11 protein-coding genes are annotated in these 15,789 nt (G+C 33.8%); 7 read left to right on the plus strand and 4 right to left on the minus strand.

What is annotated here, in order from left to right; all coding sequences use genetic code 11:
* Positions 1-122: 122 nt before the first annotated feature.
* From K1X16_RS11160 to bshA, 4 genes are all read left to right on the plus strand, one after another.
* Entirely contained in the window at positions 123-608 is a 486-nt protein-coding gene (locus K1X16_RS11160; RefSeq protein WP_195870928.1) for an ABC transporter ATPase, read from the plus strand.
* 80 nt (positions 609-688) lie between these two features.
* Entirely contained in the window at positions 689-1,912 is a 1,224-nt protein-coding gene (gene serB, locus K1X16_RS11165) for a phosphoserine phosphatase SerB (RefSeq protein ID WP_195870927.1), read from the plus strand.
* A 131-nt stretch (positions 1,913-2,043) separates the two neighbouring features.
* Complete coding sequence (locus tag K1X16_RS11170) at positions 2,044-5,001, plus strand: glycoside hydrolase family 3 N-terminal domain-containing protein (RefSeq protein ID WP_225036236.1); 2,958 nt, start codon at positions 2,044-2,046, stop codon at positions 4,999-5,001.
* A 144-nt stretch (positions 5,002-5,145) separates the two neighbouring features.
* Positions 5,146-6,282: an N-acetyl-alpha-D-glucosaminyl L-malate synthase BshA gene (gene bshA, locus K1X16_RS11175; RefSeq protein ID WP_195870925.1), complete on the plus strand. Its 1,137-nt coding sequence runs from the start codon at positions 5,146-5,148 to the stop codon at positions 6,280-6,282.
* A gap of 193 nt (positions 6,283-6,475) precedes the next feature.
* On the opposite strand, the gene K1X16_RS11180 is transcribed toward bshA, so the two are convergent.
* Complete coding sequence (locus K1X16_RS11180; protein WP_195870924.1) at positions 6,476-6,997, minus strand: hypothetical protein; 522 nt, start codon at positions 6,995-6,997, stop codon at positions 6,476-6,478.
* 131 nt (positions 6,998-7,128) lie between these two features.
* On the opposite strand from K1X16_RS11180, the gene K1X16_RS11185 reads away from it, so the two are divergent.
* Both K1X16_RS11185 and K1X16_RS11190 read left to right on the plus strand, forming a co-directional pair.
* Positions 7,129-8,691, plus strand: a complete 1,563-nt coding sequence (locus K1X16_RS11185) for a hypothetical protein (protein ID WP_225036237.1) — start codon at positions 7,129-7,131, stop codon at positions 8,689-8,691.
* 169 nt (positions 8,692-8,860) lie between these two features.
* Positions 8,861-11,203 carry an ATP-dependent helicase gene (locus tag K1X16_RS11190; protein ID WP_195870922.1) on the plus strand — a complete coding sequence of 781 codons (2,343 nt, stop codon included), beginning with the start codon at positions 8,861-8,863 and terminating at the stop codon, positions 11,201-11,203.
* Here the strand turns inward: K1X16_RS11190 and K1X16_RS11195 are convergent.
* On the minus strand, positions 11,200-12,063 hold the full coding sequence (locus tag K1X16_RS11195) for an alpha/beta hydrolase (RefSeq protein ID WP_225036238.1): 864 nt from the start codon (positions 12,061-12,063) through the stop codon (positions 11,200-11,202). The genes K1X16_RS11190 and K1X16_RS11195 overlap by 4 nt on opposite strands.
* Positions 12,064-12,113: 50 nt before the next feature.
* Here K1X16_RS11195 and K1X16_RS11200 point away from each other — a divergent pair, with 50 nt between their 5' ends.
* Positions 12,114-12,734 carry an L-threonylcarbamoyladenylate synthase gene (locus tag K1X16_RS11200; protein ID WP_195870920.1) on the plus strand — a complete coding sequence of 207 codons (621 nt, stop codon included), beginning with the start codon at positions 12,114-12,116 and terminating at the stop codon, positions 12,732-12,734.
* Here K1X16_RS11200 and K1X16_RS11205 read toward each other — a convergent pair.
* Both K1X16_RS11205 and K1X16_RS11210 read right to left on the minus strand, forming a co-directional pair.
* Positions 12,731-13,942, minus strand: coding sequence for a multidrug effflux MFS transporter (locus K1X16_RS11205; RefSeq protein ID WP_195870919.1), 1,212 nt, complete (start codon positions 13,940-13,942; stop codon positions 12,731-12,733). The genes K1X16_RS11200 and K1X16_RS11205 overlap by 4 nt on opposite strands.
* Positions 13,943-14,234: 292 nt before the next feature.
* Positions 14,235-15,776: an acyl-CoA carboxylase subunit beta gene (locus K1X16_RS11210; RefSeq protein WP_195870918.1), complete on the minus strand. Its 1,542-nt coding sequence runs from the start codon at positions 15,774-15,776 to the stop codon at positions 14,235-14,237.
* Positions 15,777-15,789: the final 13 nt, after the last annotated feature.

A 15,789-nucleotide genomic window follows, 5' to 3' on the forward strand; every position in this document is an offset into this window, starting at 1 on the left:
CCAAGTTTCTTAGAAAGATAACTTTTGTCAGTTAGTTAGAATTTAGTCTTTATTCTAAGTTCTAAAAGCAAAGCGGTCTTTTGTCTTTACATTACATACGAATAGAATAAAATAATAGAATTATGCTAGTAGATTTTAACACGTTGCCAGAAGACTCAAGAGTTTGGATTTACCAAGCTAACCGTTCGTTTTCAGACGACGAATTAGAGCAACTTAAAACACAGTTAGACACGTTTATTGAAGCGTGGACAGCACATGGAAAAGACTTAAAAGCGGGTTACAAGCTTGTTTATAAACGCTTTATTGTTATTGCAATGGATCAAAGTTTGAATAGTGCAACAGGTTGTTCAATAGATTCTTCTGTGGCATTTATTCAGCAATTAGAACAACAATACAATGTTGATTTAATGGATAAAATGAATGTATCGTATAAGCAAGGTGAATTTATTGCGTACAAACCATTGACTGATTTTAAGAAAATGGCACAACAAAGAGCCGTTTCTAAAAACACAATTGTGTTTAATAATTTGGTGACCAATATTGCCGAATTCAATGAAAATTGGGAAGTACCTGCGAGTGAAAGCTGGCATAATCGATTTATTAAATAACTCTTCACAAAAAACTTTCATAGTTCAACTAGATTGGTCACTTTTACAACCAAGACCAATTTAACAACAAACGTATTACAGTGGCAACAGACATTTTTTTATTAAACATTTCAGGACAAGATAAACCAGGATTAACATCATCACTTACTAGCGTTTTAGCAGAATATGACGCAAAAGTATTAGACATTGGTCAAGCTAATATTCACGATACCTTATCCTTAGGTATCATGTTTGAAATTAAAAAAGGTAAAAAATCTTCAGCAGTTCTTAAAGATTTATTGTTTAAAGCTTATGAACTTGGTATCAAAGCTAAATTTAAACCCATTTCACTCGAGGATTATGAAAATTGGGTTAACCAACAAGGTAAAGATCGCTATATTATTACCATTTTAGGTGAAAAATTAGCGGCTGAACAAATTTCTGAAGTCACTAAAATTATTTCTGACAAGAACTTAAATATCGATTCAATTAAGCGATTAACAGGTCGATTATCACTGGTTAAAAAAGAAGAATACCCAAGAGCTTCAATTCAATTGTCAATTAGAGGAAAAATTGGTGATAAGACCGATTTTACTAAGAAATTCATGGAGATATCGCGCGAGTTAGATGCAGATATCGCTTTTCAAGAAGATAATATTTTTAGACGTAATAGACGTTTGGTTTGTTTTGATATGGATTCAACCTTAATTCAAACCGAAGTAATTGATGAGTTGGCTGATTTGGCTGGAGTAGGGGACGAGGTGAGAGCTATTACAGAATCTGCTATGCAAGGTGAAATAGATTTTAATGAAAGCTTTAAACGACGAATGAAACTCTTAGAAGGCTTAAAAGAGTCGGTTTTACAAGAGGTGGCAGAACGTCTTCCAATTACAAAAGGTGCAAAACGATTAATAGACACCTTGCATTATTACGGCTTTAAAACGGCTATTCTATCTGGTGGATTTACTTATTTTGGGCATTATCTTCAGAAAAAACTCGATATAGATTTTGTCTTTGCTAATCAATTAGAAATTAAAGATGGTGCACTAACAGGTGGTTATCTTGGTGATATAGTAGACGGAAATAAAAAAGCAGAATATCTTCAGTTACTTGCAGATGATATGAACATAGATATCAGTCAAACCATTGCCGTTGGTGATGGAGCAAATGATCTACAAATGCTTAATCTCGCTGGTTTAGGTATTGCGTTTCATGCTAAACCTAAAGTTAAAGACAATGCACAAAGTTCTATCTCTAGTATTGGATTAGATGGTGTATTGTATTTATTAGGCTATCATGATCGCCAGATAGATTTGGTATCTTAATCTTAAAAATAGTCATATATCTAGTATATAAATCTATCTTAAAGTCTTTTTACTTACTCTTAAATATGCTAATTTGGCACAATATTCGTTACGATTAATGTGTTCAACCTATAAACGAAAAAAGTTTGCTAATGCGTTACCTTGCCCTTATTCTTATATGTACTTGTTTTCAATTTAATTTTGGGCAAGACCTTTCTAGTAATCCACTTCAATCTAAAGATCCAATTCTGCAACAGCGATGGGTAGATAGTTTATATACGTCAATGTCTCTTGAAGAAAAAATTGGGCAACTTTTCATGGTTCAGGTATTTTCAGATAAAGGAAAAGCACATGAAGTAGGTATAGCAAACCTCATTAACCATCAGCATATTGGTGGTTTAATTTATTCTAAAGGAGGGCCAGTGCGCCAAGCAAAATTAAATAACGAATTACAAGCAGCATCTAAAATACCATTGTTAATAGGAATGGATGCAGAATGGGGTTTAAGCATGCGTTTAGACTCAACATATGCGTTTCCATGGAATATGACACTTGGTGCAATTACGGATGATAAATTGGTTGAACAAGCCGGAAGACAAATTGGAGAACACTGTAGGCGTTTAGGTGTGCATTTTAATTTTGCACCTGCAGTAGATATAAACACAAATCCTAAAAACCCAATTATTGGTAACCGTTCTTTTGGTGAAGACAGAGATAATGTTACGGACAAAGGGTTAGCCTTTATGAAAGGTATGCAAAGCGCAGGAACCTTAGCCAATGCCAAGCATTTTCCTGGTCATGGTGATACGGAAGACGATTCACATTTAAAATTACCAACGATTAATTTTAGTGCTAAACGCATCGATTCCATTGAAATTTACCCTTATAGAAAACTTATTAAAGAAGGATTAGCAAGTGTCATGGTGGCACATTTAAACGTGCCAAGTTTAGAACCTCGAAGAGATTTTCCATCGTCATTATCTAAACGTATTGTTACAGATATTTTGAAAGATAGTTTAGGATTTAATGGCTTAATTTTTACAGATGCCTTAACCATGAAAGGTGCAGCAGATTATGTTGAAAAAGGTGTAGATGGTACAACGACTAAGAGTTTAATAAAAGGTGGGGAAATTGATTTAATGGCATTTTTAGCAGGTAATGATGTGATGCTTATGTCAGAAGATCCCAAAAAAGGAATTGCTAAATTTGTTGAAGCCTACACTAACGGCACAATCACTGAAGAACGTTTAGCGCACTCTGTTAAGAAAATATTGATGGCTAAATACAAGGTTGGTCTTAATAATTATTCGCCAATCGGAATTTATGATTTAGAAAAAGATTTAAATAGACTTAAAGACGATTTGCTCTATGGAGAACTCATGGAAAACGCTATTACCGTAGTTAAAAATACCAACTCATTATTACCACTTCAAGATTTAGAAACGAAGAAAATTGCGTATGTGTCATTGGGAGATGACGATGGGTCGCCGTTTTTAGATGAATTAAAAAAATATACTAAAGTCCACGAGATTAAAGCAGATAAACTCGATGGTATAATTTCAAAACTTCAAAATTATAATACGGTTGTTGTTGGTTTTCATAAATCGAATGCAAATCCTTGGAAGAGTTTTAAATTTTCACAAAAGGAAATGGCGTGGTTGTATGAAATTGCCAGAACCAATACCGTTATTTTAGATGTTTTTGCAAGACCTTATGCCTTAAACGATTTGTTATCGGTTGAAAACATTGATGGGATTGTAATGAGTTATCAAAACAGTAAAATAGCTCAAGAAAAATCAGCACAACTTATTTTTGGATCTATTCCTGCAAAAGGTAAATTACCTGTTAGCGCAGGTCCAAACTTTCCAGTCGGAACAGGAGAAACATTAAATTCTATATTGAGCTTAAGTTATGGTTTGCCAGAACGTGTTGGTATGGATTCTGAACTTTTAAGTCGAATAGATTCTGTAGCAAACTATGCAATAAATGGTAAGATGACACCAGGAATTCAACTATTAGTAGCGCGTAGAGGAAAAGTAGTTTACAATAAGAATTTTGGGTATCATACCTATGAGAAAAAGCAAAAGGTTGGTTTTGACGATGTTTACGATGTGGCGTCGTTGACAAAAATATTAGCAACACTTCCGGTTTTAATGGAATTAGAAGAGCAAGGTTCTATTTCTTTAGATGATAAATTAGGTGAATTAATTCCAGAGTATAGAAACACAAATAAAAAAAATGTAACACTTAAAAGAATGTTATCCCATTATGCGAGGCTCAAACCTTGGGTACCATTTTACTATGCTACATTAGATTCTGTAACTAAGAAGCCAGACCCTAAATATTATAGAAAATCACGAACGGAAGGCTTTACAGTAGAAGTGACTAATACGCTCTTTATGCGCGATGACTACAAAGATTCTATTCAAAAAGTAATTCGTGATAGTGATTTGTTACCAAGCTTAAGATACCGTTATAGCGATTTGCCTTATTATATTCTTAAAGATTATCTCGAAGATTTTTATGCAAAACCATTAAGTGAAATTACAGAAGATCGTTTTTATAAATCTTTAGGAGCCAACTATACCACATATAATCCACGAAAAAAATTCAGCTTAAAAGATATTGTACCTACAGAAATAGACAATTACTATAGATACAAAAAAGTGCATGGTTATGTGCACGATATGGGAGCTGCTATGCAAGATGGTATTGGTGGACATGCAGGTATTTTTAGTAATGCTAATGATGTCGCCAAAATAATGCAGATGTACCTGCAAAAAGGATTTTATGGTGGCAAACGCTATCTAAAAAGTGAAACCATAGATAAATTTAACTACTGTTACTATTGTGGTAACAATAACAGGCGAGGAGTTGGGTTCGATAAACCTCAGTTAGGTGAAGAAGGTCCAACCTGTGGCTGTTTATCTATGACCAGTTTTGGACACTCAGGCTTTACAGGAACGTATGCTTGGGCAGATCCTGAAGAAGAACTTGTATATGTATTTTTAGCAAATAGAACCTATCCAGAAGCTGGAAAAAACCTATTGCTAAGAGAAGATATTAGAACTAATATTCAAGCCTTAATATATGAGGCCATTATAGATTAATTTTTAAAATTGTAAGTTTTCAAATTCATTTTGGACTATTAATTAAATTTTAATGTCTGGTTGAGTGCAGTCGAAACCTATTTTAGTTGAATTATTAAAACCTTTCAACTACGCTCAAGAAGACATCATTGATATTATATAAACATGAAAATAGGAATAGTTTGTTACCCAACATTTGGTGGAAGTGGAGTTGTAGCTACAGAATTGGGCTTAGAGCTTTCAAAACGTGGTCATGAGATTCACTTTATAACCTACAGTCAACCAGTACGATTAGAATTGTTGAGTAATAATGTTCACTTTCACGAAGTTCACGTACCAGAATATCCTTTGTTTCTATACCAACCATACGAACTTGCCTTATCTAGTAAATTAGTAGATATGGTGAAACTACATGGTATTGAATTGCTGCATGTACATTATGCCATTCCTCATGCTTACGCTGCGTATATGGCGCAACAAATGCTAAAAGATGAAGGTATTTTTGTTCCTATAGTAACAACATTACATGGTACAGATATTACTTTAGTTGGTAGCCATCCGTTTTACAAACCAGCCGTAACGTTTAGTATTAATAAATCTAATGCAGTGACGTCGGTTTCAGAAAGTTTAAAGCAAGATACCTTGCGCTTATTTAATGTAAAAAGAGATATACATGTCGTTCCAAATTTTATTGATTTAGAAAAACACGAATATAATTTTACGGATTGTCAACGCGAAATGATGGCTGAAGATGACGAGCGTATTATAACACATATCAGTAATTTTAGGGAAGTGAAACGCATACCAGATGTTATTAAGGTGTTTTATAACATTCAAAAAGAATTACCAGCAAAATTAATGATGGTTGGAGAAGGGCCTGAAAAAGAAGCTGCTGAAAAATTAACTGAAGATTTAGGAATTTCAGATCGCGTTATTTTCTTTGGAAATAGTCATGAAATAGATAATATATTATGTTTTAGTGACCTGTTTTTGTTGCCATCACAAACCGAAAGTTTTGGTTTAGCAGCTTTAGAAGCTATGGCAAGTGGTGTTCCTGTCATTTCTACAAATACAGGTGGCTTGTCTGAGGTTAATGAACATGGTTTTTCTGGTTATTTGAGCGATGTTAATGCTATTGAAGATATGTCAGATAATGCCATAAAAATATTAGCAGATTTAAATACCTTAAGTCAGTTTAAGGAGAATGCCAAAATACAATCTCAAAAATTTGACTTGCACAATATCGTTCCTAAGTATGAAGCTATTTATGAAGAAACGTTAAAGAAGTTTATGGTTCATTAGGAACTAGTTATTAGTCCAAAGTTCGCAGTCTCTACTCAGAAAATAAATTATAGGGTTATGTAGCCAGTTGGCAAATAGGTCCTTGTGTAACTTTGTACAAACTTGTTGTGGCTTTACGCCATTTTTTATAGCATCCAACTTCCAACTTCCAACTTCCAATTTCCAACTTCGAACTTCGAACTTCCAACTTCACCTACCACATATCGCTAACTTCCTGTTTTATAAAAGCAAGCGCAGCATTACTAGGAGCAGGTTTGTCCATAAGTTCGGTTAAAATAACTTCACGAAGCTTGTTTGCAGTATCTGTATTTTCGTGTTGTGTCGCTTTCCTAATCAACTGAATTGTTGCATTTTTTGCAGCTTGTGTAATAGACCAACATTGATCGCTAACATAAATTTGTTGCGATAAATTATGTTCAAATTCTTGCTCTATGGTTGCGATAAGTAAACTTTCGTAATCTTCTTTATTTGAAGATGTTGGATGAACTCTTGTGAGTAGTTTTGCCGGAGCAATTCGCTCTAAAAAAAGAGCCATACGTTCGTAGGCTTGTAAACGTAATGGAAAGGTTTCTTTTTGCAAATCTTTTTGTAACAAGAAACGTCTACGGCTATTTTCATTTTCTATGTGTTGTTTAAAGAAATAGTAAGCAATTGCACCAACGACTAATGCAGGAGCAATACTAAATAATAATTCGATAATGTTATCAATATCCATTTAAACTGATTTTTTATGAGTTAAGATTAATTATGAAATCGTTAAAATACATAATTTGATTTGAGTAATTTAAAACATTAAAATGTAAAGTTAATTTAATTTAAAGATTTAGAAATTTTATCACCATAAATATGAATTCAAAATATAAAAAATCTGGAGTTATAATCGCTGTTGTAGGTGCTGTAATAATGATCCTCACCTTTATAACAAATATTATAATTGAACGTAAAATAAAGAATGCCATCGACGACCTGCCAAAAACAGTAGATGTAACATATGCTTCAATTGAAGCTTCAGTATGGAGTGGTAACTTAACATTGTTTTCGCCTTATGTTATCGTTAATGGTGAAACTACGGATAAAGTAATTCTTGAAACGGAATCCTACACCATAGAAGTTAATAGTCTAAGCTATTGGGACTTTCTTTTTAATGATAAAATTTCAATGGAATCTATTGTAGTTAATGACTTAATTTCTAAATACAAACATAATCCATTGGTGAAAAAGGACGATTATAATAGAAGTTTTCTAGATAAAATTAAAAAAGCTATTCAGGTTGATAAAATTGAAATTAAGGATGCAGATGTTCTCATTTCAAATTATGATACCGACTCATTACTATTAAGTATTCCAAAGTTTAATTTTAAGTTATTAGATTTTAAAATCAATCCAAACGAATCTAAAACAAATAAAAACATCACTTTTAAAGATTTTGAATGCAATGCTCAACACATAAAATGGGCAACCAATGAATTTGAAAACATAACAATAGATTCAGCGCATGCAACACATCATAATGCCAATTTTAAAGGCTTTGAGCTAAAGACAAAATATACAAAAGCGGACTATTCAAAAATTCTAGAAAAGGAACGCGATCATTTCAACTTAGCGGTAAAAGAGATTCAAATTTTGGATATGGATTTTGGTTATAATGATGAGGATGTGTTTTATTTTATGTCAGAAAAAATCGATTTAAACACACCTGATGCAGAAATTTATAGAGATAAGTTAGTAGCTGACGATTTTTCGTATAAGCCGTTATACGGCACATCACTTAGAGATTTAGATTTCAATTTAGGGTTAAAAAGGGTTGAAATTATAGATGGCAAAATATCGTATTTAGAAAAAGTAAAATCAGACGAAGAAGCTGGTCGATTAGATTTTGCAGCTATGCAGGCATCATTTACTAACATTGGAAACACCTTTGGTAATGATGATACTGTGATTCAAATTCAGTCGACTTTTATGGAGAATTCATCTTTAAATGTCGATTGGAATTTTAAAGTTGCAGACACAACAGATCAGTTTATTTTTAAAGCAGATTTAGGGCTTTTTGATGCGACACAAATGAATCAGTTTACCCAACCTAATCTATATGTTGGTTTAGATGGTGAATTAAAACAAACATACTTTACTATTAGTGGTAACCCAATAGCATCTCGTATTGATATGAAAATGAAGTATGACGAATTTGAAATTTCAGTTTTAAAAAGCAACGGGAAAGAAAAAAATAAATTCTTATCTAGTTTAGCTAATCTTTTCGTTTCAAAGGATAGCGAAGACGATAAAAAGAAGTATCGTTACGGTCAAGCAGAAGAGGTAGAACGAGTCACTAATAAATCGGTATTTAACTTTATATGGTTAAGTATTAAAGCGGCTTTGCTTTCTGCAATGACTGGAGATGGTAATAAATAAACGGTTTGTACGCTTTTAGGTCAAATAAAATTTATATCTCAGTAATTTATATATAAGTTATTGATATGTATACAACTACAATTCTTAATAGTTTGTTTATAATTTATGTCATTTCAATGAGGTAAACTATAGTAGTATCCGTAATTTTACTCCTTCAAAAATTTTTAAATTGGAAAAGTATCTCAGTCAACTTAACGATGCACAATTAGAACCTACAATTCAGGTGAATGGACCAATGATTATTATTGCTGGTGCAGGTTCTGGTAAAACACGTGTGCTTACGTACCGTATAGCTTATTTATTGAGTAAAGGTATTGATGCCTTTAATATTTTAGCATTAACCTTTACGAATAAGGCTGCCAAAGAAATGAAAGGTAGAATTGCAGATATTGTTGGTGATGAAGCAAAAAACCTTTGGATGGGAACATTTCACTCTGTTTTTGCAAAGATTTTACGTTTTGAAGGCCATCATTTAGGATATCCAAGCAACTTTACTATTTATGATACTCAGGATTCTCAGAAATTAATGGGTGCTATAATCAGAGAAATGGGGCTTGATAAAGATATTTATAAAACGAAGCAGGTGTATAGCCGCATATCATCTTATAAAAACAGTCTTGTAACCGTAAAAGCCTATTTTAAAAACCCTGAGTTAATGGAAGCAGATGCCATGGCAAGGAGACCTCGAATGGGTGAGATTTATAAAGAATATGTCGATCGCTGTTTTAAGGCAGGTGCTATGGATTTCGATGATTTATTGCTGAGAACCAATGAGTTATTAACACGTTTTCCTAATGTGTTGGCGCAATATCAAGATAAGTTTCGATATATCTTAGTAGACGAGTATCAGGATACGAACCACTCACAATATTTAATTGTCCGTGCTTTGGCAGATCGTTTTCAAAACATCTGTGTCGTTGGTGATGATGCGCAAAGTATTTATGCGTTTCGTGGTGCCAATATTAATAACATTTTGAATTTTCAAAAGGATTATGATGATGTTAAAATGTTTCGATTAGAACAAAATTACCGCTCTACTAAAAATATTGTTGGTGCGGCAAATTCTGTAATTGAACATAACAAAACAAAGATTGATAAAATCGTTTGGACAGCTAATGTTGAGGGCGAAAAAGTAATTGTACATCGCGCAATGACAGATGCCGATGAAGGACGTTATGTAGCAAGTACTATTTGGGAAACCAAAATGAACAATCAGCTTGATAATAGCGATTTTGCCGTTTTGTATCGTACCAATGCGCAATCGAGAGCAATTGAAGATGCCTTAAGAAAACGAGATCTTCCATACCGAATTTATGGTGGTTTATCATTCTATCAGCGTAAGGAAATTAAAGACGTTACCGCTTATTTGCGTTTAATTCTTAATTCTGCAGATGAAGAAGCTTTAAAACGAATCATTAATTATCCGGCACGAGGCATTGGCCAAACTACACTAGATAGGTTAGTGGTTGCAGCAAATGCAACAGGAAAAACAATCTATGATGTTATAAAGGAAATTGATTCCATTTCTATCAATATTAATAATGGAACTAAAAATAAACTACGCGATTTTATTACGCTTATAGAAAGTTATAAGGTGATGAATAAAACAGCAAATGCCTTTGATTTGGCAGAGCATGTTTCAAAAACAAGTGGCTTAGTTAAGGAATTAGGTAAAGATGGAACGCCAGAAGGTGTTACTAAAATGGATAATGTTCAGGAGTTACTTAATGGTATTAAAGATTTTGTGGAAGGGCAAATTGAGTTAGCAGACGCAGGCGATTCTTTAGCAGAGTTTTTAGAAGATGTAGCGTTGGCAACCGATTTAGATGGTGATAAAGGTGATCCAAACCATGTGGCTTTAATGAGTATTCACATGGCAAAAGGATTAGAATTTGGGCACGTTTTTATTGTAGGAATGGAAGAAGATTTATTTCCAAGTGCCATGAGTATGAATACTAGAAGCGAACTAGAGGAAGAACGTCGATTATTTTATGTAGCTTTGACGCGGGCCGAACAACAAGCCTATTTAACATATACACTATCGCGTTACCGATGGGGAAAACTGATTGATGCCGAACCAAGTCGTTTTATCGAAGAAATTGATGATGAGTTTGTTAACATCGTTACACCTTTAAAAGAACGTCATAACCCTATGTTAGACGCGTCTATATTTGACGATGTTGAACCAAATAAAGTAAGATTCAAAAAACCTAAAACAGCAAAACTTCAGAAAAAAGAAGCCATGAAGAAACCTGAAAAATTTATAATTAGTACACCAAAAAAGTTAAAACGCGTAAAACATGCAAAAGTTAGTGATGATTCTAATGCTGTAGACTCTAAACTTACCGTAGGTAATACCGTAAACCACCAACGTTTTGGACGTGGACAAGTTATTAAATTAGAAGGTACTGGAGCAGATGCAAAAGCTGAGATTAAATTTCAGAATGGCGATACTAAAAACTTACTCTTACGTTTTGCTAAGCTTGAAATCTTAAGAACAAAGCACGACTAAAGATGCGTTTCAATAAACGTTTGCAGTTTTATTGTTGTATCTAATAAGTTAAGACCATCCCAACCGTGTCCTTCAGTAGGATATAATGTAAATTGATGCGTAACACCTAAGTCTTCAAGTTGATCTCGCATTGCTGTGCCTTGAGTTGTAGGAATTAAAGGATCTTGTCCGCCATAAAATAAAATAGTTGGCGGCGAGGTCAATGTAGCTCGGTGATAAGGACTCACTTCTTCTAAAAATGAGGTTGAAGCGTCTATTCCATAGGAGCTTAGAAGTATTTGAAGCAGTGGATCAGTATTATTTAAGTAAGCAGGATCAGTAAAGTTGGTTGGTCCAACAATACTTGCAACCATGTCAACATTACTGTCAGAATCAAAAGCATAGCTATATAATAAGGATAAATGCGCGCCAGCACTAGTGCCAATAAAGCCTAGATCGTTTGATATTGTATAGTCAGATTGATTAGCTTTTAAATGATTTACAACACTTGTAATATCATTAATTTGCATTGGATATGGAGGATTATCCGCATCTGCTAATCGGTAATTTATATTAACCACAGCATAGTTTGGCAATTGATCCTTTATAAAATCTTTAATTTCATTCATATCAGCTTTATCGCCAGACGTCCAACCGCCTCCATGAACAAGAATTATAGTTTTTGTATCCATTGTGCGATTGGCAGGCAAATATAAATCAAAAACCTGATCGCTATCATCACCATAAGAAACATTTAGTTCTTCGTAGGATGCATTGGTGTTTGTAGGCGCTATGTTTCCATCATCAGTTTGATCAGATGAACATGATAAATATGTTGAAATTGATAAAAAAAAGATGGATATAAATATTAGTCGTTTCATATTGAAAAAAATATAGTTACTTTGTATAACGTGTTTGAAAGATACATATTATGGCTGAGTTTATTAGAATATATTCCGAAAATCCGAATCCAAAGGAAATTCAAAAAGTAGTTAAAGTGTTGAAAAACGGTGGATTGGTAATTTATCCAACCGATACCGTATATGGTTTGGGGTGTGATATTACCAATATCAAAGCCTTAGAGCGTATTGCTCAAATAAAAGGAGTGAAGTTAGAAAAGTCTAATTTTTCATTTGTTTGTAAAGATTTAAGTAATCTAAGCGATTATGTAAAGCAAATAGACACTACAACATTTAAAATTTTGAAACGTGCTTTACCAGGACCATATACGTTTATTTTGCCTGGTTCTAAAAATCTGCCAAATCCATTTAAGAAACGAAAAACCGTAGGTATAAGAGTACCAGATAATTCTATAGCTTTAGCCATTGTGGAAGCTTTAGGTAATCCTATAGTGTCTACATCTATTAGAGATGACGATGATGTTTTAGAGTACACTACAGATCCAGAATTAATTCTTGAAAAGTGGGATAAACTAGTTGATTTGGTTATCGATGGTGGTTATGGTGATAATGAAGCGTCAACTATAATCGATTTGTCCGTCGATCCTCCAGAGGTTATCAGAGAAGGTAAAGGTGGATTGGAGATATTTTAGTTCTTGTGATACGCTCCTCTTATAGGTTTTTTTACACTATAAAATAAAACCAAGCCAATTATTCCTGTCACAAAAAAGCCAATAAAAAGAGGTAATACTGAAGTTTTAATAAAACTACCAATAAAGTTAGCAATTGGTACAGCCATTACGGTTGAAATAAACCCGTTTAGTGCAGCGCCAACACCAGCAATGTGTCCCATTGGCTCCATAGCTAAAGCTCTATAATTTCCAAATAAGAAAGCAACACTTGCAAATTGAAGCATTAAGAAGACCATCAAAACTTCTATAGGTGGATTTATACCAGACCAGAACGTAATTACAAAAATTAGAGAATTGACGACAAATACAATTAACGCAATATGTACTAAATTCCACATACCAAATCGAATAACAATGGCGCTATTTAAAAATGTTGATAATCCAATAGTGATGGCTAAACTGGCAAAAATGTAAGGGAATAAATCTCCTAATTCGTATTGAACTTGAAAGATTTGTTGAGATGTACTCAAATACACCATAAAAGAACCTGTAACTAAACCAGAAAGTAGCGTATAAATTACTGCCGATTTTATTCTAAAAAAGGTAATAGCTCCAGCTTTAAAATTAGTGAATCGAAACGTTTTTTTATATTTTTCATGAAGTGTTTCGGGTTGTCGTTGCCAAAACCATAATATGATCAACGAGCCAAAAGCTAAGTTTACCGTAAAAATAGAATGCCATCCAAAATGATTTAATAAAAATTGACCTAACATTGGTGCAATTACTGGAACTAAAATAAAGGTCATGGTGACGATAGACAAAATTTTAGCCATATGGTCACCACTATAAGAATCCCTTACAATAGCAGTACTCATAGTTCGTGGTGATGATAACCCAACGCCTTGTAAAACACGTCCAAATAGCATCATTTCAAAATTTCGAGTTGTAATGCAAATAATAGAAGCGATAACAAATACGGCAAAACCAAAATAGACCATAGGTTTACGACCAAAACTATCAGACAATGGCCCAAAAATGAGTTGTCCAAAACCTAATCCTAAAAATATAGCTGTAATTAGTTTTTGATTTTCGGTTTCGTTTACACTACTTAAATAATCACCTATTTCTGGTAAAGCAGGTAAAACTGCATCGATTGATAGTGCTACAATAGACATTAAAGCTGCCATTAACACTACAAATTCTAGTTGGGACCGTTTTTGATTTTGCATGGCGCAAAAGTAAGAGAATAATCACCTATTTTTTACTAGAAATACTGCGAATATTAAAATATCATTCAACATGTTAACAGATACATTATTATCAGTGTTTAAAAGAGATTTTAATAAATTAATCGAAGAAATAAATTTGTATAAAGATGTATTTGGTTGGTCCTAGCATAACCGTTTATTGGATTAACTATATGTAGAAAGACCTACTAGGTTTCGGAAACCTAGTAGGTCTGGATATTTTCAATAATAAAAGTATTAAAAACTATATGACTCCTGTCGTTTCGCGACTGTGTTACAAAGGGATATTCCCATGCTTACGATTTGGCTTCGCAATTGTTTTATTTTCTAGCATACTGAATGCCTTAATCAATTTACGTCTTGTGGTTTCAGGCATAATAACTTCATCTACAAAACCACGTTCGGCTGCACTGTAAGGATTTGCAAACAATTTAGCGTACTCGGCTTCTTTTTCTTTCCATTTAGCTTCCTTGTCATCGGCTTTAGAAATTTCACGTTTAAATATAATTTCTGCAGCACCTTTAGCTCCCATCACTGCGATTTCGGCATTTGGCCATGCGAAATTCATATCAGCTCCTATATGTTTAGAGTTCATGACATCATAGGCTCCTCCATACGCTTTTCTTGTAATAACGGTAATTCTTGGCACAGTTGCCTCACTAAAAGCATATAATAATTTTGCACCATTTACAATGATACCATTCCATTCTTGATCTGTTCCTGGTAAAAATCCTGGTACATCTTCTAAGACTAATAACGGAATATTAAAACAATCGCAAAAACGGACAAATCGTGCTGCTTTTTTAGAGCTATCCACATCCAAAACGCCTGCTAAAAACATAGGTTGATTTGCAACAATTCCGACACTTTTTCCACCTAAACGTGCAAAACCAACAATAATATTTTCGGCATAATCCTTATGGATTTCATAGAAAGAATCTTCGTCAATGATACCTTCAATCACCTGATGCATGTCATAAGGTTTGTTTGGATTTTCAGGAACAATGTTAGAAAGCGTATCTCTAACTTCATCTTTAAATTCAAACGAGATATCATCTGCTTTTTCTTTATTACTTTGCGGTAAGTAGCTCAATAGCTTTTTAATATCTTCTAAACACTCTACATCATTGGTCGACGTTTTATGAGCTACACCAGATTTAGAGGCATGCACACTTGCTCCACCTAATTCTTCACTAGTTACTTCTTCATTTGTTACGGTTTTTACCACATTTGGTCCTGTTACAAACATATAACTAGTATCTTGAACCATCAGCGTAAAATCTGTCATGGCTGGCGAATAAACCGCTCCACCAGCACAAGGTCCCATAATGGCAGAAATCTGAGGAATCACACCCGAAGCTTGAACATTTCTATAAAAAATATCAGCATAACCACCCAAAGAGCGTACTCCTTCTTGGATTCTTGCTCCACCTGAATCATTAAGACCGATTAGTGGTGCGCCAACATTAACCGCCATATCCATTATTTTGCAAATTTTTTCGGCATGGGTTTCAGATAAAGAACCACCAAAAACCGTGAAATCTTGAGCAAAAATGTAAATCAATTTACCATTAACCGTACCATAACCAGTGACGACACCATCTCCATAAAACTGTTGGTCTTCCATTCCAAAGTCTTTGGCTCTATGCGTAACTAAGGCTCCGATTTCTTCAAATGAACCTTCGTCCAATAAGTACATTACACGTTCTCTAGCGGTTAGTTTTTTCTTTTGGTGCTGTTTATCTATTCTCGCCTGTCCACCTCCTAATTTGGCTAAAGCTAGTTTATCGTTTAAGGTTTTTATTTTGTTATCCATGCTTTTTTGTGTT

Origin of the sequence: Winogradskyella sp. SM1960, from assembly GCF_020179375.1 — a bacterium.
GTDB classification, from domain to species: domain Bacteria; phylum Bacteroidota; class Bacteroidia; order Flavobacteriales; family Flavobacteriaceae; genus Winogradskyella; species Winogradskyella marina.